Consider the following 22,324-nt stretch of genomic DNA (forward strand, 5'->3'; position numbering starts at 1 on the left):
CGTCCCATCGTATTTCACGACACCTACCTAAGGCTCTGTGCGCGGTACCGTTGCGAGATCAGATCCAGCTTTCTGCAAAACTCAGTAAGCTCCGATTGATCTCCATTTTGATAAATTCGGAAGAATTCATCCTGTATCTTAATAACTTCCTGTTTATTTGCTACTCTATATAAATTCTGAATATTAGTTAGAATATCAGCAACAATGTTCGCTTTTATGGTAAATGAATTTTGTGCGTCCATAATCTCATCCCTGACCACGGACATCTCACGATCAAGAATTAGGATTGCTTCCGCTGCTGAGGATAGACGCTCCCTAATATTCTCAGGCATATTTTGTTTGTATTTATATTGTAGGGAATGTTCGATCGTTGCCCAGAAATTCATAGCAAGAGTACGAATCTGTATCTCTACCTGAAGCTTTTTTCTTCCCTTCAATGTTTCCACATCGTAATATACAATAATATGATAAGAGCGATAACCACTTTTCTTCATATTATTGATATAATCCTTCTCATTTTTGATCTTCATATCAGAACGTTTCTTAATGATGTCCACTACTTTATAGATATCCTCAACAAATTGACATAAAATACGGATACCGGCGATATCTTCAATCTTTTCTTCAAAATTATCCAACTCGATATTCTTCTTTTGAGCTTTTTCAAGAATACTTGAGATAGTCTTGACTCTTCCTGTGACCTGTTCAATAGGAGAATATGCACCTACGTGTTTATATTCATCTATAATATGATTAAACTTTATGAGTAATTCATTCACTGCTAAAGCATAAGGATCCAGAATCTCTCTCCAAAGTTGTATTTCCATGTTACTATTTACCTCCCATAAACCCACAATCCATTAATTACAAATACATAAACCCAATCATTCAAAAATGTATAATCCTAATCTTCCAACAGATATACCAGCATTGACAGAATAGCTAATCCAGCAGTTTCTGTTCGTAATATTCTTCTCCCTAAAGTGATAGGCAGAATTCCATTCTCTTTGGCCAATATAATTTCAGACTCCTCAAAGCCGCCCTCCGGTCCGATAAAAACACCAATTGTCGAACAGTTCGAGCATTGATCCAGTACCTCCTTTGTATAATGCATGCCTTCCGCATTCTCATAGGGAATAATACCTTTATCCATTTTATTTGCTTCACTTATGGCCTCCATATAAGAAATCACTGGTCGTATCCTTGGTATAATTCCTCTTCCGGACTGCTTTGCAGCACTTTCAGCAATTGTTTGCCATCTCTCCAGCTTCTTTTCTTCCTTCTTCTTATCCTCCAGCTTTACAATCACTCTCTTTGTCATAACCGGAACGATCTCATATACTCCAAGCTCCACTGCTTTTTGAATAACTAATTCCATCTTATCTTTTTTAGGCAGGCCTTGGAACAAAGTAATTTTCGCTTTCAGTTCCGTTCCAGTGTCAGAGTACTCCTTTACCTCTGCTATGATTTCATACTCAGATATCTTATTTATTATACAATAACAATCTTTTCCTTGTCCATTACATATTATTAATTCATCGCCCTGCTTCATGCGAAGTACATTCCGAATATGGTTTACATCCGGTCCGGTAATTCTTACGGTTTCCCCTTGAATCTGATTCGTCTCCACATAAAAACGATGCATGACTTAGCCTCCATATTTAATATGATTTCATATAATGTTATTATATAACAAGAAGAACGTATGTTCAACACCTTATTTATTAATATAAATGATTTCTGAGAATAACTTATTGAATAAAATTCTCCCGGCAGCATGCAACCATGTTGCCGGGAGTATTCTAACGATGAGGATGAATCCTCATCGGGTTTTTACTTTTGTGCTACAAAGGATACCCAATCGTTCATTTTATTGATTTTCAGAATCTTAAAATGATTATTTTCCAGAGCCTCTCTTACTTCATCTTCTTTCGTGTTGATGATACCGGAACAGATAAATATACCATTAGGCTTCATATTTTCTCCGATTACCTTAGTTAACGGTACAATTACATCCGCTAATATATTCGCTACTACCAGATCAAATCTTTCCAATCCAAGCTGAGAGCGTACCCCATTATTCTCTATCATATTGCCAGTCACAAAATTGAGTGAGCCATCCGATATGTCCAGATTATTCACCAATGCGTTTTCTTTCGCTGATTTTGTCGCACTCGGATCAATATCAATACCAAGAACTTCCTTTGCTCCTAGTTTCTTTGCTATGATAGACAATATTCCACTTCCACTTCCCGCATCAAGTACTACCGAGTCTCTTTGAAGATACTCTTTCAACGCGATGATACAAAGCTTCGTGGTCTCATGGGAGCCAGTTCCAAAAGAGATTCCCGGATCAAGCTCAATCACTATATCTCCCTCTTTTTGCTCCTCTAGTTTTTCCCATGTTGGTTTAATGATAATAGAATCATCCACCCGAAACGGTTTAAAAAACTGCTTCCAGTTATTAATCCAATCCTTATCTTCTGTTGTAGATGTGGAGATTGATCCGCTTCCGACATTTACTAATTCGGATAAGTTCTTTAAACCCTCTCTTACATTTGACAGTAATTCCTGTGCATCCTCCGCTTCATCAAGATAAAAGCTTACAAAGGATATACCATCATCCTCCTTCATATCAGGAAGAATATCGACAAACATTTGTCTTTTCTCTTCTTCCGTTATGGGAACATTATCATTAATCTCTACTCCTGCAATTCCCAGATCATTCAGCATATCACATACAAGATCTACTGCCTCAGTTGTGGTCTCCAGGGTGAATTTTTTCCATTTCATATCTGCCTCCAGATTTTTAGAATAGGCTCCAATCTACTTCCAGAATTTCTTTTTTCCTTTTTCTTTTTCAGGTTCATTTTCATTACGGCTTCTACCATTCATTGCATCATCAAATTTACGTAATAATTCTTTTTGCTCTGAATTCAAATTAGTCGGAACCTGAACAACTAGTGTCACATAGTGATCCCCACGGATAGCCTTATTCCGAAGGCTAGGTATTCCTTTCTCTCTTAAGCGTACCTTAGTATCTGTCTGGGTTCCTGGTTTTACCGTATATATTACATCTCCATCTACTGTACTGATTTTAACATCTCCGCCAAGAACCGCTGTTGCATAGGAAATAGGTGCTGTCGAGAAAATATCATAATCCTGTCTTTGGAATATCGGATGTCTGCTTACATCTACGTCAACAAGTAAATCTCCTCTTGGTCCTCCATTGGTTCCAGGTTCACCTTTTCCACGAATTCTTACACTTTGACCATTATCAATACCTGCAGGGATGGAAACCTTGATTTTCTTTCTGCTGCTGACATATCCGGTTCCATAACAATCCGAACACTTTTCTCTGATAATTTTACCGGTACCTTTACAATCGGGGCAGGTTTGAACATTCCTTACCATACCAAATAATGATTGCTGTGTATATACAACCTGACCTTTACCACCACATTTATGACAGGTATCAGCGCTGGTACCTGGCTTAGCTCCGGTTCCATGACAGGTAGCACAATCATCCTTTAAGGTCAATTCCAGCTCCTTCTCTGTACCGAATACAGCTTCCTCGAAGGTGATTCTAACAGACGTTCTAAGATTAGCTCCCTGCATTGGCCCGTTATTGGAACGTCTGCTACGGCTTCCAAAGAGATCTCCAAAGATATCTCCGAAAATATCCCCCATATCCATTCCACTGAAATCGAAGCCACCTGCTCCCGCACCGCCTCCTTCAAAGGCCGCGTGTCCAAATTGATCGTATTGTCTGCGCTTATCAGCATCACTTAGGACTGCATATGCTTCGGAAGCTTCCTTAAATTTAGCTTCTGCTGTCTTATCTCCGGGATTGGTATCAGGATGGTACTTCTTAGCAAGCTGTCTGTATGCTTTTTTTATTTCATCATCCGTCGCTGTCCTGCTGACACCTAAGACCTCATAATAATCACGTTTATCCGCCATCTTTTCCTTCACCTTTCGTAGCCATTACAATTATCAAAAATTCAAATGCATTTGCTCGTAATTTATTACCAAAATTTTCAAGGCAAACAGGCAGCCAATGATGACCGCCTATTTGTCATTATCCTTATTATCTTATACTTCGCGGTAGTCTCCGTCTACAACATCACCTTCATAAGCACCGGATGCTGACTGATTTGCTGCTCCTGACATATCAGGTCCTGCTCCAGTGGCACCTGCTCCGCTCTGCTCATACAGTTTTGCAAATAATTCCTGAGCATCATTCATCAGTTTTTCTTTTGCAGATTTAATATCCTGTACTTCGCCTTCACTCATAACCTCAGGATTTGATTTTTCAACTAACTCCTTTAAGCGTTTGAGATCATCTTCTACAGTAGTTTTTGCTCCAGCATCGATTTTATCTCCGACCTCGCTTAAAGCTTTCTCAGTCTGGAATATCAATGAATCAGCATCATTTCTAACATCCACTGCCTCTTTACGCATTCTGTCCTGTGCTTCATATTCAGCTGCTTCCTTTACTGCTCTTTCGATATCAGCATCGGATAAGTTGGAACTTGCTGTAATCGTAATATGTTGTTCTCTACCAGTACCTAAATCCTTAGCAGATACATTAACAATACCATTTGCATCGATATCAAAGGTTACTTCGATCTGAGGAACACCTCTTCTTGCCGGCGGAATACCATCCAGACGGAATTGTCCAAGACTCTTGTTATCCTTAGCAAACTGTCTCTCACCTTGTACTACATTAATGTCAACGGCAGTCTGATTATCTGCTGCAGTAGAGAATATCTGGCTCTTCTTTGTAGGAATAGTAGTATTTCTTTCAATCAGCTTCGTAGCTACGCCACCCAGTGTTTCAATGGACAGAGATAATGGAGTAACATCCAAAAGAAGAATATCTCCTGCACCTGCGTCTCCAGCTAATTTACCACCCTGAATGGAAGCACCGATTGCAACACATTCATCTGGATTCAAAGATTTGGATGGTTCTTGACCAGTTAATTGTTTAACCTTCTCCTGAACAGCAGGAATTCGAGTCGAACCACCAACAAGTAATACCTTCTTAATATCAGAAGGAGAAAGACCTGCATCACGCAGAGCATTCTGTACAGGAACAGCGGTTCTCTCTACCAGATCATGGGTTAACTCGTCGAATTTTGCACGGGTTAAATTCATATCAAAATGCTTCGGTCCATCTGCAGTTGCAGTAATGAAAGGAAGGTTAATATTCGTAGTTGTAGATGAAGAAAGCTCCTTCTTTGCTTTCTCAGCAGCTTCCTTTAATCTTTGTAAAGCCATTTTATCGGTAGATAAATCAACACCATCTGATTTCTTGAACTCATCAATCATGTATCTGGTTATTCTGTCGTCAAAATCATCACCACCGAGACGATTGTCACCGGAGGTTGCAAGAACTTCGATAACACCATCTCCGATTTCAATAATGGATACATCGAAAGTACCGCCACCTAAGTCATAAACCATGATTTTCTGTTCTTTTTCGTTATCAAGACCATAAGCTAATGCTGCAGCTGTAGGCTCGTTAATAATTCTCTTTACATCAAGACCAGCAATTTTACCTGCATCCTTTGTTGCCTGTCTCTGAGCATCGTTAAAATAAGCCGGAACCGTAATAACTGCTTCTGTAACCTTTTCTCCGAGGTAGCTTTCTGCATCTGCTTTTAATTTCTGTAATACCATTGCAGATATTTCTTGTGGAGAATATCTCTTATCATCAATTTTAACACGATAATCCGTACCCATATGTCTCTTTATGGATGATATGGTTTTATCTGAATTTGTTACTGCCTGACGTTTTGCAGGTTCACCAACCAAACGCTCTCCCGTTTTTGTAAACGCAACAACGGACGGAGTGGTTCTTGCGCCTTCTGTATTTGCGATTACAACAGGCTTTCCGCCTTCCATAACGGCAACACATGAATTTGTGGTACCTAAGTCAATACCTATTATTTTTCCCATTTTATTTTCCTCCTATATTTTATGAATTCATTTACTAGTTAACTACTTTTACCATGCTATGACGTATTACAATGTCACGGTAGAGATATCCTTTTTGAAATTCATCTGAAACTATATTCTCACCCAAGCTTTCATCTTCTCCATGCATAACCGCATTATGAAGGTTGGGATCAAACTCTTTTCCCACTGCATCGATTGGTTTTACTCCGATTTCATCAAAAGCAGCTAATAACTGCTTATAAATCATTTCAATTCCCTGTGCGAATCCGCTTTCCTTTTCTTTTTCTGTTATTGTACCTAAGCCACGTTCGAAATTATCCACGATAGGAAGTAATTTTTCTATAATCGCCTTTACTCCCATATCATACATCTGTGACTTTTCTTTTTCGGTGCGTTTACGGTAATTATCAAACTCAGCCATGGTTCTCATTAACCGATCCGTAAGCTCTTCAATTTTTTGATCTTTTGCTGCTAACTCTTTTGATTTGGAATTTTTAAAGAGTGATTTGTTTGCTTTATTCTGCTTTTCTTTTTTTTCACTCTCAGCTTCATCATCTTGATTTTCTGTGTTATCCTCAGCAGTATCTTCAAACAAGGCATCTATGTTCACATTTTCTTCTGTATCCATAGCAACATCGTTCTCTGTTACGTTTTCCTCTTTGTCCTTTGTTTGATTTGTGCTTTCTTTCTCCTGTTCCTTCATTACTGTCTCCTTTTCCATGGCAGCTTTCATTATTTCTATTGCTTTATCCATATCCTCCAAGCTAAGACAACCACCTTTCCAAAGGTTTTATAATGTTTTCCATTATTATAATGTTTTCATGATTATAATTTTTTTCATTATATAATACCTTTTTATGTTTTGTTTTTGAATATTTCATCCAGCTGTACCATCAATGATTGTAGTGTGCTTACTACTTTTTTATAATCCATACGTTTCGGTCCAATGATACCGACCTTACCGTATATTCCTTCTTCAATTTCATAGGTCGCAGTTACAACAGAACAGTCTTTCATTGATTCTACCGGTGTCTCATCACCGATATATACCTGAATTCCTCTGCTCTCCTCATCTTCCATCTTATCCTGAATAAATTCTGTAAGGACCTTTTTCTCCTCAAGAGTATATAGAAGCTTACTCGCCTTCTCCCGATCACATAATTCGGGATATCGCAGTATATTTGTGGTTCCAGATGTAAATATCTCAATATCATCTTCCTCAGATACTGCTTGCATGATTGCATCCAAGATATCATTCACAATGGTACGATATTCCCCTGCTTGTTCTTTCATCTGTGTAATCACTGGAAGGTTGATTTCTGCAAGATCCAGACCTTGTAAAAATGTATTTAGTACAATATTAAGCTTTAAGATAGTTTCTTTACTTAAGGAAGCTGAAATTGTTATGATTTTATTCTTTACAATATTCCGTTCAAATACTATGACTGCAAGTAATTGATTTTCATCAACTTCCGTTAATTGAATGAACTTCACCTTCTTCTTATACTGCGGAGTGGTAACCATGGTAGTATAATTCGTATTTACCGCCAAAAGCTTTGCTACCTGCTGGAGAAGATTCTCCAATCGATCTGCTTTTTCGATTAAAATATCTTTCATTGTCTCGACTTCCTGAATTTTATCCTCAAGCAGCATATCTACGTAGAGACGATATCCTTTATCTGTCGGAATACGGCCTGCAGAGGTATGGGGTTGAATAATGTAACCCAGCTCCTCCAAGTCAGCCATTTCATTGCGAATTGTAGCTGAACTTAAATTTAAATCCGTATATTTAGAGATAGTTCTGGATCCCACCGGTTCTCCAGTTTCTAAATAATTACGGATAATCGCTTGCAATATTTTTAATTTTCTATCGTCTAGTTGCTGCATGATCCACCTCAATTCAAGGAAACATCAAGTTTTGTTTTTGTTAGCACTCAACTTAATAGAGTGCTAATATCTATATATAAAAATATCACTATCATTTTCTTTTGTCAAGTTATATTTCACACAATTTTTCAAATATTACATTTCACCCCATATTCAATGTATTATGAATAAGTAATGAAAATCAACTATTCCGTGTCGAACAGAAATTCAGCAAATACACGGTTACTGATATCCGTCCCGTATTCAGTCAGTCGGATATAATCACCACATATATTTATTAATTTCTTTTCTTTCAAGTCCTCAAGTACTTTTCCATATACCTCGTCCATCGCTAACGCAAATCTCTTTTGAAAATCTACTTTACTAACCCCTGAGCTCATTCGTAAACCAAGATACATGAATTCCTCCATGCGTTCTTTCTCTGTCAGTCGTTGTATATCCTGTCTGAGAGCCATTGGATCATTAATCCAATCCATCGCAGCATCTCCATGGAAGCTCTTTTCCCAGGAAGCATTTCTTTGATCTATTTGCTTTGAAAATAAGCTTATATATTGATCTATCTCTCGAAGATTAGACCATCTTATTCCATTTATGAAGGATGAGGAACCTAGTCCAATACCAAGATAGTCCTTCCCCACCCAGTAAGAGCTATTATGCCGACATTCATATCCGGTTCTTGCATAGTTGGATATCTCATAACGATGATATCCTCCCTCCTGCAATCGTTCCTTTGTCTTATGATAAATTAATCGATCCATCTCCTCATCCGGTAACTCATCATAATACATTGAATCCGGACGATATCGGTCATAGAATATAGTATTCTCTTCGATGATTAAACTATATGCGGATATATGCTCCGGCCTCAATTCCATAACTGTATTTAACGTGTATTCCCAACTATCCAGGGTTTGACCAGGAAGCGCAGACATCAGATCTATATTGATGTTACAGAACCCAACCTCTCTGGCAAGCTTATAATTCTCCAGGAACTGTTCGAAGGTATGAATTCTTCCTAGTAACTTTAACTCCTCATTATTCACTGATTGCAGCCCAAAGCTGATACGATTCATTCCCGAATCCAGATAACGGGTTAACTTATCTCTGTTCAACGTTCCAGGATTTACTTCAATAGACGCTTCAAGGTTATTTTCATCAATTGTAAATACCTGCTTGATTTGCTCCATAGTTTTATATATATAATCCGCATCTACACTGGATGGAGTTCCACCTCCAAAAAAGATCGAGCGTACCATATATTCATCCATTCGGTTACGATAGCTATGGATTTCACGGAATAGTGCTTCAAAATATGCTTCTATTTCATTCTGACTTGCAGGCGCAGACAGAAAATCGCAGTAATCACATTTTTTTACACAAAAAGGGATATGAATATAGAGACCTAGATCTTTTTTATTTGATTGATTGAATGTCATACTATCTCCTCTCCAACGATAGAAAGTAAGCTATGCAAACTTACTATTGTCATAAGCAAGAAATTGGCTGTTGTTCAATAGGTTCCTCTACAACAGCATGATTCTGATAATCTGTTAATAGATGAATTCAGATGAAACAACAGCCTATTCATAAATATGGAATTAATCTTCATCCAGCTTTAATACGCTCATAAATGCTTTCTGAGGTATTTCTACATTACCTATCTGACGCATTCTCTTTTTACCTTCTTTTTGTTTCTCTAAGAGTTTTTTCTTACGAGTAATATCACCACCGTAGCATTTAGCGAGTACGTCTTTTCTTACAGCCTTTACCGTTTCTCTGGCAATAATTTTACTTCCAATTGCTGCCTGTATCGGTATTTCAAATTGCTGACGAGGAATCTCCTCCTTAAGTTTCTCACACATTTTTCTACCACGCTCATATGCACTGTCTGCATGGACGATAAAGGTTAATGCATCCACTTCTTCTTTATTAATAAGAATGTCAAGCTTTACTAAGTTGGATTGAACATACCCTTTCAACTCATAATCAAAGGATGCATATCCTTTGGATCGGGATTTTAAAGCATCAAAGAAATCATATATTATTTCATTCAATGGAAGTTCATATTTTAATAAAGCTCTGGTTGTCTCCATATACTCCATACCAAGATAAATTCCACGTCTTTCCTGACATAATCCCATAATGGAACCAACAAATTCTGTGGTAACCATAATCTCAGCAGAGACCATGGGCTCCTCCAAATAATCAATCTCGGAAGGATCCGGTAAATTCGTCGGATTCGTAATATCAAATACTTGTCCATCGGATTTATGAACCTTATAGATTACACTTGGAGCAGTTGTAATTAAGTCAAGATTATATTCCCGTTCCAAACGTTCCTGAATGATTTCCAAATGAAGAAGTCCGAGAAAGCCACATCGAAATCCAAAGCCAAGTGCAACGGAGGTCTCTGGTTCAAAGTGCAGAGAAGCATCATTGAGCTGTAGCTTCTCCAAAGCATCTCTAAGGTCCGGATATTTTGCACCATCGGTAGGATACATTCCGCAGTAAACCATGGGGTGTACTTTCTTATAACCAGGCAGCGGTTCAGCACAGGGTCTTTTATTATCCGTTATCGTATCTCCTACTCGGGTATCCTTAACGTTCTTTAAGCTGGCGGTAATATAGCCTACCATCCCAGCTGATAGTTCCTCTGCAGGTATAAACTGACCTGGTCCAAAGATACCAAGCTCAACTACTTCCGCTGTGGCTCCGGTTGCCATCATTCGTATTTCGGTTCCTTTTTTGATACATCCCTCTTTTACTCTGCAAAATACGATTACTCCCTTGTAGGAATCATATACAGAGTCAAAGATTAATGCTTGTAAAGGTGCCTCTGGATCTCCCTTGGGTGCAGGTATCTTAGTTACAATCTGTTCCAGTACCTGCTCAATGTTCGTACCCAGCTTAGCTGAGATTAAAGGTGCGTCATGAGCTTCAAGACCGATTACATCCTCCACTTCGGCTATGACTCTATCCGGGTCCGCACTGGGCAAATCTATTTTATTAATAACTGGCATAATATCCAGATTATGATCCAAAGCCAGATAGACATTGGCCAGGGTTTGAGCTTCGATTCCCTGTGCAGCGTCTACTACAAGAATAGCTCCTTCACAAGCAGCCAGACTTCGTGATACTTCATAATTAAAATCCACATGACCCGGTGTATCAATCAGATTAAAGATATATTCCTCGCCATTCTTAGCTTTGTAGACCGTTCTAACAGTCTGCGCCTTGATGGTGATTCCTCTCTCTCGTTCCAAATCCATATTATCAAGAACCTGAGCCTGCATTTCCCGATTTGTTAATAAACCGGTACTTTCAATGATTCGATCTGCTAAGGTTGATTTACCATGATCTATATGCGCTATAATACAAAAATTCCTTATTTTGCTCTGGTCTAAGGCCATATAACTCCTCCTGCGTATATTGCATGCTATTTTCGATTGATTATAACATATTAGGTCTTCTGATACAAGAATGCGATTTTATTTCCCTTGAAGAACTGCATCCAGTATTTCTGCAAAAGGTTTCATTGCATTCATTGCGGACTTTAATGAGTTTTTATTAGTACCAAGCTCCATTAAAATACATTTCGGACGAACATGCATATTGTATCGATAGCATTTAAGATAATTGCGATAAAACAATCCTGGATACCGATCCAATGCTTCTAGCTGAAGCTGTAAGGAAAACGCCAGATTATCCTGCAAATTCGGATTATCCAAGGAGGTTATTGGACCATTTTGATCCCTGCTGAGCCCGTTAAACAGCATGATTTGCGCTGTTTCTTCTCCGTTTAATTTCGTTGACCGTTTTGCCCCACTATCCCTATGTAAATCAATAACAACCTCAATCGATGGATTTTTCTCAAGTATTTTTGAAATACCATCATACGCATAATTATACGCAATATCCCTATTTACTTCATCATATCGCTTCGTGTCATGAATCACATTATAGCCGTAATCCTCTTCTAATATCTTAGCAAGATAGCTTCCTACACCTACTACGGTATCCTCCTTCTCTCCTGATTTACTATCAGCATACGACTCACTTGCATGAGTATGGTAGATGAGAATCTGAGGTAACTCGTTATCTTGCTTTATTGTCATATCCTTTGATAAAAGCTTCTCAGAATCAAATAAGGTATCTGTCACTTTAGTGGAAGGATGAACAATATAGAAGTTTCTTATAAGAAAATCAATATCTTTCATCCGTTCCATTGTATACTCCAAATTCTCGCTCAAATTGACTGTTTCAACCGAATTAGGTCCATCATCGGTCTCTCTTTCAATTTCCCCTTCCAAATATCCGATTTGAAGCTGATCATCATTAATCTGCTTACTTTTGGCATTTGTATATTCCTCCAGTATAATGTTATTATACATCGCTCCATTCGTTAATATGTACTCAACGCTTAGTTGATCCGTTTCTATTTCATATATGTCCATTCCCAAAGTATTTCTTTTTGTTTTCTGTGAAATATCGGAGTAACTTTCATGATTGCTTTTCGTAGGATTCACTGTATTAGTCCTGTTGTTATTTGTATTAGGAAATCGGATCGTATTTAGAACCATTTCAGATTGATTCTGAGCCTGTATCGTTTTATAGGTATCTTCATTAATAAAATCCTGTAACGCAAATTGATCTGAAAACACAGATAAAGGAAATGTAAGATTACTTCCTTCATTATCTATATAATCAATTAGGGAAGAACCTGTTATAAAAGTCTTTCTGCATAAATCAGATGCTACTACTGTCCTTAGATCCGGTACAGCTTGACCCATATTTCCTGAAAAAGATAATAGTATAAATCTAATTAAAATATAAATTGCTGCTATAATAATTCCAATCCATAGAATTGGATAGATCCCTGTTTTATAATGAAATAGGCTTTTCTTCATAATTAAATACACCCCATTCTGCCGAAGCAGTTTAAGCACAGTTAAAAATCACCTATTTCATTATATTCGACAGACACTGAATTATACCGCCTAATACTAGACCTGGTCTGAGCTTCTATATTATAAAAGCAGGAAACTCCTTGAACACTTTAGCTTTACCTTTTTCTGGATCGTTTCCTGCTCCCGTCCCGATTACACTGCCTGTGCAAAACAGGTATTCAATGCTTCAGATACCGTATCACTGATTCGTTTGATTGATTCATCAATATTCTTAGGTGTTACAAACATATTATCAATTTGCTGCTCACGAACCTCAGATATGAATTTATCAATATCTGTTTCATCAAAACCACTGTGTTCCATGTAAGAGGTTAAGGTATCTGAAACAATGGTAGCAGCGTCAACAACGGTAGGACACCCCAAGGCTATTACCTTAATTCCAAGACTCTCTTCATTTAATGCTTTTCGATTATTGCCAATTCCGGAGCCCGGACTAATACCGGTGTCAGTCAGCTGAATGGTTGTATTAACACGATGAATACTCCTTGCTGCCAGAGCATCGATTACAATCACTAACTTTGGCTGTGTCTCCTTAATAATCCCTTTGATAATCTCTACTGTCTCCATTCCTGTCTGAGCCATTACACCAGGAGAAATGGCGCTTACATTCCCCAGATGATGTTTTTCTTTAAAATCCGTTCCATATTCCTTAATTAAATGTCTGGTAACAAACAAATTATCCACAACCTGTGGGCCCAATGCATCAGGAGTTACTTCCCGATTGCCAAGTCCCACTACTAATACCTCCTCACCCTTTAGATCTCCAGCCAGCTTTCTTAATTGTCTCGCAATCTCCTCTGTTACCGCTTTATGGTTATTTTCGCTTGATTTATCAATTTCAGGTGCTTCGATTGTAATATAAGTTCCAATTGGCTTTTGCATAGCCTTCGCTCCACGTTCATCCTTAATTACTACCGTAGATACTCGTATATCATTCTCTTCATCATAATTCTCGGTCAAAATAACTCCCTTAATCTCCACATCATCTTCCGGGAAGCTTTCTCTAACCTCTAAGGCAAGATCTGTTCTTATTTTATTGTTCATACTGTATACCTCCAATTTCGTAATAGGAACTTAGAATCAATGACAATATAGGTTACAGTTTGATTAACTTGATAATTTTCTGTTCTACTTTGTCGGACAGTAAATCTAATTAGAATGTTACCTATAGACTATATTTTTTACAAAGTTTTTTAATTTATGTATTGACAGAATAAACTCTATCGACTACTATATAATAGTATGTTTCCATTAGAACGACCGTGTCCGGATTTAATGAAACAAAGTATTCGAAGCAACCAAATCCATGAGTTCATCTCACTCTCACTCCGATGTCCATGGCACAGAGGTTGATAATAATTTAATATTTGGAGGTGTACGAATTGGCTAACATTAAATCTGCTAAGAAAAGAATCTTAGTAACTGCGACTAAGACTGCAAGAAATAAGCAAATCAAGTCCAAGGTTAAGACGATGATTAAAAAAGTAGATGCTGCTGTTGCTGCAGGTGATAAAGAGCTTGCGAAAGCAAACTTAGTTCAGGCAGTTTCTGAAATTGATAAGGCATGCTCAAAGGGTGTATTCCACAAGAATACAGCTGCTAGAAAAGTATCTCGTTTAACCAAGGCTATCAATAATATTGCATAATATATCATTAATTAAGGCTGTCCGACGGACAGCCTTTTTTGATACATTATAATATTTAATATAATACTCCATTCTGTTGTACCTTGATAAAGTTCAGTATCAGTGTTACTGCATCTAATCTGGTCACGTTACTTTTTGCGTTGAATTTGTTGTCCTTATCTCCTTCCATAAGCCCTAATCCCTTCGCAAGTGCTACTGCTCCAAGATATTTTTGCTGGATGTTGCTTTCATCCTGATAACCGGTTTTATATACACCCTTGATTGCTGAAACCTTCTCCAGACCAAGCTTATTGATAAATAACTGTGCCACTTCTTCTCTGGTAATTAACTGTGACTCCTGATAATTAGTATCCGAATTAATACCATAATAACCGACCTTTTCAAGTAGCTTATTCATTTCACCGATTGTAATAGGTGCTTCCGGTTTAAAGTATTCCCCTTCAAATCCAATATTCATATCTGACAATAACATTACATCCCGATATTTTTCTGCATCTGTTATATCCAAATAGGTATAGGGTTTCTCTTTTTTATATACCTTTCCATCATAATCCAGTTGTTCACCAGTGAATGGAGATATATAGGACGGATTAATATCCGGACGATATACCAGTCTCACTTCATATTCTGTTGAATTCGGATTATAATATTGGGAGTTGTTATTATCATATTTGTGAATGGCATTAATTTCATATTTTAAACCAAATCCATCCATACCTAGGTAGTAATCCATTGCTTTTTCAGGCGATATAGCACCCTTTGATGATTCGAAGGAAATCTTATAATCCCAGTTGGATCCGTAAGAATATATCTTACCGGTAATACCATCAACCGAACCATAGATACTATTGTATGGATACTCGATACCTTCATTGACTCTGTTATACCGATAGGAATAACCACCATAAACAGGCGTATCTTTTTTATAATATGCAACATAATCTTCACTTTGGTCAGATAGAACGGAGTTCTCCAGACGGTTTTTAATCTGTGATTTTAAAAATTTCTCTAATATTTCTTTTCCTTCTTCTTTATTATAAGCTATTTTTACGCTTTCCCATTTTTGTGTTTTATCATTATAGTAGCTTTTTACGCTGGCATAATAGCTTAAAATCATTCCAGTCTTAGCATCTACTGTTGCATATGCATAAGCCCTATAAGTATCCTTATCTTTTTCATAATCCACGCTTCTTGGGTCACGTAGTTCTATATTCCATACATAAGAAGTATCCCCATCTCCGTTATCCCATTTATTTAGTGAAGCCGTAATTTCCTTTAAATTCTTATCTAGAAGTAAATACTTATTACCCGTTACTTTTTTGATTGCCTCGGACTTCGTGATTAAATTCTTTAACTCTTCAACCTTCTTTAATTCATCTGCAGAAAGCTCCATGGAAACAGTACCCGTATCTGCGCTTCTTGCTGCCTCATTTTTTGCCTTGCTGTTCAAATTACTTCCATAAGCAGCATCAACCCACTCATTTTGAGTAAGATATACCTTACCGGAATTAGCATCAACTGAGATATAATATTCGGTGGGTTCATATACCAAATATGCTTTCTTTAAGCTGCTGTTAGAAGCATTCCCTAATTTATCATAAATCCAATAGGAATCAGTCTGATAAGTCAGCTTCATCTTCATATTTTCTTTAATGATTTTAACTGCTTCTTCTTTCGATAATGAGGTTACATGGGAAGGTATCTTAATACCGTAAAGCCAATTAATCGACACTCCCATAACTTCACCGGTTGTATTATTAACTTGTACATTAACGCCATTATCCGGAAATGGAATACCATTCTCTATTCTTTGAAATTGAAAGCTATAATTTCCTGAGTATGCACCTTCATAGGTTGAGTTCACAAGCTCCAGCTTACCTTTGGTCTCCGGTGCAATCTTTTCAATAAAATTCTCAGCTTTTTTTACTAGCTCGTTTTGTAAATAATTTGCTAAACCTGCTTCATTTTCCTTAGAATAATCATATTTACTATATTGGGTTATATGATTATCCACATCACAATTCACTTGAATATAGCTCTCTTTTCCAGGAATTCTCCAGGTAAAGCTCCAAAATGCCTCATAATATGAGCTGGTATCATAAAAATAATAATCAAATTCTGAATATTCCTTTGGAATGGTAATTCTAGCTTTAACGGCCTTAATCGCAGCCTCCATATCATAATCGGAAGAGTCTGTCTTTCCCGATGCCGCAGGTACCTCTTCCTTCGTTACCATTGCAGTATTCGTTGCGATTTCATCAGCCTTTACGTAATCGTATAACGGAATGGAAGAAGCAAGTAATACACCGCTAAATAAAACTGCAAACACTTTTTTCATAAATTATCTCCTTTCATCATTATGTTATTTTGTATTCTCTAGCAATTAGACGAAGCATAATATTCCAAGGTTTCATATTATTTGATATAAATATAGGATTATTATAACTTGATTGAAGATGCGAGTATAGTATTTCGTTCTATTACTAATCCACGAATGGGTATTAAGCTCCTTTTATACCGAAGTATCATCACGCAATACATCAATCAAACTGTATTTAAACATCTTTTTTCCTCCAAAATAATAGGCTAGTGCTACAAAACCAAAGATAGTTAGACTAAATATTATAGCTGGAACAATCGGGGCTTCTACTAAGAATTCCATTGGATTTAAATAACTCGCATTGATTGCGAATACAACAAATATCACCGTTAAAGGCAGCGTAATCAAAAGCGGACGTCCAGCAATAACCATCGCTTCTATACAAAACATTTTCCGCAAGCCCTCCGGTGTCAGTCCCACGGACAAATACTGGGCAAATTCCCGTTTTCTTTGTCGCAGAAGCCCTAATGTATTGGAAAAAACATTTGAGATTCCGATAGCCGCAAGTAAGGAACAAAGCGCAACTATCATCAGTTTATAACCACCTATCATCTTATCATTTGTAATCTTATTCTCAATCCGGTTCTCGATTTCAGTTTCATACGCCGGACCTACTAGCAGTGATATGTCTTCTTCCAGTGCATCCAATTCATCAATTGTGGCCCCTTCTCTGGAAAGTATTCGGATGTAGGTATCTGCTTCAACACCTTCTATCTTCCCCGATATTTTCTTCCATAATGACACTGGAATAAACTGCACCATGGTATAATTGTCATACTCTTCCCTCAAAGCAGGAACCTTCTGAGTATAAGCAATCACAGGAATATCAACTGTTTCTCCCTCTTTTACCTCATTCTGCAAGATGATTGTCTCTCTGTCTTCCTTCACATAGGGAATATATCTTTTATAGCGAAAATTACTATTCAAACTGTCCCATATTTGATTTAAAATGACTGTCCCGTCAAGCCGGGGTACTATACCGATTTGCTCACAATAATTTGTAAATCCAGCATCATCCATTATGACAACCGAAGACTTTACCCAACATGTATCTGCCTCCTTGGAAGCTGATGTCTCCGTAAAAATACCCAGACCGCCTAATGTTCTCAACTCCTCACTTTGCCATTCCTCTGATATAGGAGTGACAGCCTCTGCTTTCTGATACACAATGCAATTTCTTACTCCCTCCAGTTCATGTAAATCCATAGTCAGTCCAAAATTTTCTATCTTTGTTTCTTTTATTGTTACCATTACGTCCCATGCATCCTGATATCTTTCAAAATAGGTATGTTTTGTACTGATGCCCATAAGGGCAAAAAAACATAACATCATAGTAAAGCCAAGAAAAGAAAGTGTCAGGGATATCGTAGAAGTACGTAGAGCTTTTTTCTGTGCCTTCAATGCATTTCCCGCTAACTCCCCTTCAATTCCAAATAGCAATGATAAAATGCGGGAATTCTTTTTCTTTTTTAACTGTAATTCTCCCAAATTACGGACGGCTTCCAGCGGTGTTAGCTTGCTTAGCTTTCTTGCAGGTAGCCACGCGGAGAAAAATACTGTTATAACAGAGGACAGGATGGCAATCGCAAATACTGCAGGATGATAGTGAAAAATCGCTACATGCCGTCCCACCACATTCGCTGCGATTAAATTGGCTCCTTTATATACCCCCATACTGAGAGCTATTCCCATGAAATTGCCAAGCAAAATCGGTACCGCACAAAGTATGGCTGCCTCCTGAATCAGACAAATCATAATTTGTCTTGGTGTGGCTCCAATACTGGATAAAATACCGAACTGATGAATTCTCGCACTCATGGAAACCGCAAAGGAATTGCGGATAACCAAAATCAGGGAAAATGAGACAAATATCAGTACAGCCAGATAAAACGCTAACAAAAGCGGGGGTTCTTCGTCCTGTGGGTCATGAATAAAATACCTGGACAAAAGTAACAAATGATATGTGGCCGCATCATCTTCTAAACCCAGCTGTTCAATAATCAATGGCATATCCTGAAAAATCGTCCTTGGATTTCGAAAGTAAACATCTACCACTAATTCCTGTTCTTTTGATAACTTTTCATTAATGACTGTTCTTTCTACGTTGGCAGTATTCTTTATGGTGAGTAAATCCTCCTCATCTAAATCTCCGGTAATACGTCCCTGCCAATCCCCTTCCTCCAAAATAATCTGTTCGACCTCATACATCCAGGCATTATAAAACAGGCTGGACAGAAAAGATAAAAACAGACTGGAGATGAGAGCCGCCACTATAATTGACACACTGGAAGATCGGTTATTCTTTATAAAGCTTATTGAATAATCTTTCCACATTTTACTTACCCCCGTTTCTGATCACTGGTAATGTGTCCATCCTCAATCGTCACAACACGATCTGCTTCCTGCGCCATTCTCTCATCATGAGTAACTAATAAAATGGTTTGCTCTAAGTTACGGTTGGATATTTTCAGCATATCTATAATTTCTTTTGAATTCTTCTGATCCAGATTACCAGTAGGTTCATCAGCAAGTAGAATAGCTGGACGATAAATCAAGGATCTTGCAATAGCCACACGCTGCTGTTGTCCACCGGATAATTGATTTGGAAGAGCTTCCAGTTTGTTCGCTATGCCCAGTGTATTTACCACCTGTTCAAAGTATTCCTGATCATGCTTTTTCCTATCTAGTAAAAGTGGCATAAGAATATTCTTTCGGATAGTAAGCGTTGGAATCAAATTATAAAATTGATAAACCAACCCTATCTTTCTACGCCGAAAAATAGCTGCCTGCGTTCTATTCATATTAGAAATATCCGTTCCATCAATCACTACTTTTCCTTCTGTTGGCTGATCTACACTGCCTAGAATATGTAAAAGTGTAGATTTCCCTGAACCAGATGCACCTACGATTGCGACAAATTCCCCTTTTTCAACGGACAGTTCTATTTTATCTAAAGCAACTACCTTGTTTTCACCTGAACCATATACCTTTCTGATATTTTCACATTTTAGAATTTCCATAATACCCCCTAGTATTGAATACATATTATTCACTATTCATTATGATATAGTAAATTGTCACTGGACCTATCAGATTTACTTATATCCTCATATTACCATTTATGGTATTTTTCATCAACATTAGAAAGTATACTTTGCGAACTTACTATTGTAATGAATAAAAAAAGTGCAATCGATTATTACGACTGCACTTTAGTTAACGGAAGCGGTGGGATTCGAACCCACGAGCCCCGTTAGGGACTACCTGATTTCGAGTCAGGGCCGTTATGACCACTTCGATACGCTTCCATATTTATAATGACAATAACATCCATAAGGATATTGTTGTTATCTACCTTGCTTCTTGCTGAAAGTTAAGATAAATAATTCTACCCCGATTTTTTCTAACATTCTGCCTGTTTTAATCTGTTCCTCAATATCTGTTCCGAATTCCAAAGCATTCTTTAATTGTTTTATCGTGAAATTTCTGGACTGTCCAAGATATTTACTAACCGCAAAGGGAGGAACGCCAAGCTTCTCACTCATATTAGAGGATGGAAATCCCAATGTTTGTAACTCCTTGGCTTGTAATAAGATGTTGAAATGCCTGATTATTAAGTAAAGTATGGACATTGGCTTCTCTCTTACTGAAAGAAGATCATAATATAGTTCAAGAGCCTTATCGGGTTGTTGATTACCTATGGCATCAATCATCTGAAAGATTTTACCACTGACCTGAGTCGTAATCACAGCATCAATATCCTCAGGTAAAATGATATCCTTATTTAATGTGTAGCTAATAAGCTTTTGAACTTCATTTGCAATATTAACCATATCGGTTCCGGTTTTATCAAGCAAATAAAGAACGGTTGATTCCGAAATTCGTTTCCCTTCGGCATCCAGCAGGGATATAACAAAGAGCTTCAGGTTCTTTTCATCCAGACCATTCATTTCAGACACAGTACCATGGTCTTTCACAAATTTATACAATTTATTACGTTTGTCAATCTCTGATTCCACAAAAAGAATGATGGTACTTGCGGGAATGTCGGCAATTAGTCCACTTAACTCGCTTTGCGCTTTAAACAGCCCGCTGTTCTCAATAATGATTAACCTGTAATCACTAAAAAAGGGTAATGTCTGAGCTATCTGTGATACTTTGTCGGGATCCACATCCCTTCCCTCAAAGTAAGAAAAATTCATATCAGAGTCATCCTTCAATATCGCATTCTTCAATTTATCCCTGTATAGCTTTTTTAAATAATCTTCACTGCCATATAATAAATAGTAAGATTTGAAGCTTCCGGTACGAATATGTTCTTTGATGACCTTCATATGCACTACTCCCGTTTATTCGAACATTATTTATTCTACCTAATTCCTATGTAAAATGCAATAGCTAAATATAGAAATTAATCAATGGTACCAAACCGTTTTAACGGTAAAATCCTTAATATAGCTCGGCCTCCAATATTCTCTTTTTTTACATTGCCAACCTCTTCTGTCCGGCTATCCTTACTTACATTACGGTTATCACCCATTACAAAATATTCATCATCAGCAAGAGTAATTGGCTGTGCTGCCCTGCCAGGATCTTCAATAGGTTCTTTACCATAGTTTTCTTCTAAAATTTCACCATTAATGTAAATCTTACTATCAATAATCTGCACTGTTTCTCCTGGCAAGCCGATGATTCGCTTTACATAATATTCTTCATTATCACGACCATAGGGATAAAATACTATGATATCAAAACGATCCAATGCATCGAAGCGGTAGGACAATTTCTCTACATATAATTGTTCTCCGTTTAATAAAGTATCCGCCATGGAGGAGCCATCAACAATTGTTCTTTGTAGAACAAAATTAGGAACGATATATACACAGATAAATATGAGCATAGCGTAGAAAATTAAATCATATACAATCCCTGCCATATTACTTTTCTTTTCCTTTGCATTTTCGGATTGTAAATCAGCATCAGAAGCTTCTATTCCGTCCTCAAATATCTCAGAATCAGACAGGTAGCTATCTTCATATGAGATTGCTGTATTAGTTTCATAATCTCCATCCATTTTTACGCTTTCCTCTGGTTCTAAAGCCATGCTATAACTTCCTTTCCATACCTTTTTGGTATATTGCCTATACACGATAAAGCACCTTCATACTTACTGATATGAAAGTGCTAATGAATTCGTTATCCTTTTACGACAATATTACGAAGCAGACTCATCCTTTTTCTCATCATCACCAACAATTTTTACTTTTGATTGGTATAATTCTTCCACTGCAATTGACAAAGGCTTCGGATATACAACATCAACCATTGGTTGTGCACCGTCAATAATCTGTCTTGCTCTTCTCGCAGTTGCAATAACGATGGAGTATCGACTGTTAACTACAGGCTGTTCTCCTGGCTCCACCTCGCTGTTTACTATTTTCATTAAATCGTTATATGATGGATGTAACATATTCATATCT

The 22,324-nt window shown here is 37.4% G+C and carries 18 protein-coding genes and 1 tRNA gene; 1 reads left to right on the plus strand and 18 read right to left on the minus strand.

The window, feature by feature from the left end; genetic code table 11:
• Nucleotides 1-23: 23 nt before the first annotated feature.
• The 11 genes from H0486_RS09500 to gpr all read right to left on the minus strand — a co-directional run bounded on the left by H0486_RS09500 (nt 24) and on the right by gpr (nt 13,862).
• Complete coding sequence (locus H0486_RS09500; RefSeq protein WP_228352778.1) at nt 24-827, minus strand: GTP pyrophosphokinase; 804 nt, start codon at nt 825-827, stop codon at nt 24-26.
• A 77-nt stretch (nt 828-904) separates the two neighbouring features.
• The gene (locus H0486_RS09505; RefSeq protein WP_228352779.1) at nt 905-1,645 is read right to left on the minus strand and encodes a 16S rRNA (uracil(1498)-N(3))-methyltransferase; all 741 of its coding nucleotides are present in this window, start codon (nt 1,643-1,645) and stop codon (nt 905-907) included.
• A gap of 188 nt (nt 1,646-1,833) precedes the next feature.
• Nucleotides 1,834-2,793, minus strand: coding sequence for a 50S ribosomal protein L11 methyltransferase (prmA, locus tag H0486_RS09510; RefSeq protein ID WP_228352780.1), 960 nt, complete (start codon nt 2,791-2,793; stop codon nt 1,834-1,836).
• 33 nt (nt 2,794-2,826) lie between these two features.
• Complete coding sequence (dnaJ, locus tag H0486_RS09515) at nt 2,827-3,963, minus strand: molecular chaperone DnaJ (RefSeq protein ID WP_228352781.1); 1,137 nt, start codon at nt 3,961-3,963, stop codon at nt 2,827-2,829.
• 132 nt (nt 3,964-4,095) lie between these two features.
• The gene (dnaK, locus tag H0486_RS09520) at nt 4,096-5,964 is read right to left on the minus strand and encodes a molecular chaperone DnaK (protein ID WP_228352782.1); all 1,869 of its coding nucleotides are present in this window, start codon (nt 5,962-5,964) and stop codon (nt 4,096-4,098) included.
• Nucleotides 5,965-5,998: 34 nt separating this feature from the next.
• Complete coding sequence (grpE, locus tag H0486_RS09525; RefSeq protein ID WP_330594473.1) at nt 5,999-6,718, minus strand: nucleotide exchange factor GrpE; 720 nt, start codon at nt 6,716-6,718, stop codon at nt 5,999-6,001.
• Nucleotides 6,719-6,819: 101 nt separating this feature from the next.
• A complete protein-coding gene (gene hrcA / locus H0486_RS09530) occupies nt 6,820-7,851 on the minus strand; it encodes a heat-inducible transcriptional repressor HrcA (RefSeq protein ID WP_228352783.1) in 1,032 nt (343 codons plus the stop codon).
• 185 nt (nt 7,852-8,036) lie between these two features.
• Complete coding sequence (gene hemW, locus H0486_RS09535; RefSeq protein ID WP_228352784.1) at nt 8,037-9,287, minus strand: radical SAM family heme chaperone HemW; 1,251 nt, start codon at nt 9,285-9,287, stop codon at nt 8,037-8,039.
• A 162-nt stretch (nt 9,288-9,449) separates the two neighbouring features.
• Nucleotides 9,450-11,261, minus strand: coding sequence for a translation elongation factor 4 (lepA, locus tag H0486_RS09540; RefSeq protein WP_228352785.1), 1,812 nt, complete (start codon nt 11,259-11,261; stop codon nt 9,450-9,452).
• 78 nt (nt 11,262-11,339) lie between these two features.
• Nucleotides 11,340-12,758, minus strand: coding sequence for a stage II sporulation protein P (locus H0486_RS09545; RefSeq protein ID WP_228352786.1), 1,419 nt, complete (start codon nt 12,756-12,758; stop codon nt 11,340-11,342).
• Between the two features lie 192 nt (nt 12,759-12,950).
• Nucleotides 12,951-13,862 carry a GPR endopeptidase gene (gene gpr / locus H0486_RS09550; RefSeq protein WP_228352787.1) on the minus strand — a complete coding sequence of 304 codons (912 nt, stop codon included), beginning with the start codon at nt 13,860-13,862 and terminating at the stop codon, nt 12,951-12,953.
• A gap of 338 nt (nt 13,863-14,200) precedes the next feature.
• On the opposite strand from gpr, the gene rpsT reads away from it, so the two are divergent.
• Nucleotides 14,201-14,464, plus strand: a complete 264-nt coding sequence (rpsT, locus tag H0486_RS09555) for a 30S ribosomal protein S20 (protein WP_228352788.1) — start codon at nt 14,201-14,203, stop codon at nt 14,462-14,464.
• A gap of 55 nt (nt 14,465-14,519) precedes the next feature.
• On the opposite strand, the gene H0486_RS09560 is transcribed toward rpsT, so the two are convergent.
• The 7 genes from H0486_RS09560 to rpoZ all read right to left on the minus strand — a co-directional run bounded on the left by H0486_RS09560 (nt 14,520) and on the right by rpoZ (nt 22,314).
• Entirely contained in the window at nt 14,520-16,802 is a 2,283-nt protein-coding gene (locus H0486_RS09560) for a YcdB/YcdC domain-containing protein (RefSeq protein ID WP_228352789.1), read from the minus strand.
• Between the two features lie 174 nt (nt 16,803-16,976).
• On the minus strand, nt 16,977-19,178 hold the full coding sequence (locus tag H0486_RS09565; protein WP_228352790.1) for an ABC transporter permease: 2,202 nt from the start codon (nt 19,176-19,178) through the stop codon (nt 16,977-16,979).
• A 5-nt stretch (nt 19,179-19,183) separates the two neighbouring features.
• On the minus strand, nt 19,184-19,864 hold the full coding sequence (locus tag H0486_RS09570) for an ABC transporter ATP-binding protein (RefSeq protein WP_228352791.1): 681 nt from the start codon (nt 19,862-19,864) through the stop codon (nt 19,184-19,186).
• A 200-nt stretch (nt 19,865-20,064) separates the two neighbouring features.
• A tRNA-Ser gene (locus H0486_RS09575) sits at nt 20,065-20,152 on the minus strand.
• Nucleotides 20,153-20,191: 39 nt separating this feature from the next.
• Nucleotides 20,192-21,178: a DNA polymerase III subunit delta gene (holA, locus tag H0486_RS09580; RefSeq protein ID WP_228352792.1), complete on the minus strand. Its 987-nt coding sequence runs from the start codon at nt 21,176-21,178 to the stop codon at nt 20,192-20,194.
• Between the two features lie 77 nt (nt 21,179-21,255).
• On the minus strand, nt 21,256-21,948 hold the full coding sequence (gene lepB / locus H0486_RS09585) for a signal peptidase I (protein WP_323163541.1): 693 nt from the start codon (nt 21,946-21,948) through the stop codon (nt 21,256-21,258).
• Between the two features lie 111 nt (nt 21,949-22,059).
• Entirely contained in the window at nt 22,060-22,314 is a 255-nt protein-coding gene (gene rpoZ / locus H0486_RS09590) for a DNA-directed RNA polymerase subunit omega (RefSeq protein WP_228352793.1), read from the minus strand.
• Nucleotides 22,315-22,324: the final 10 nt, after the last annotated feature.

Source organism: Variimorphobacter saccharofermentans, assembly GCF_014174405.1.
GTDB lineage: Bacteria > Bacillota > Clostridia > Lachnospirales > Lachnospiraceae > Mobilitalea > Mobilitalea saccharofermentans.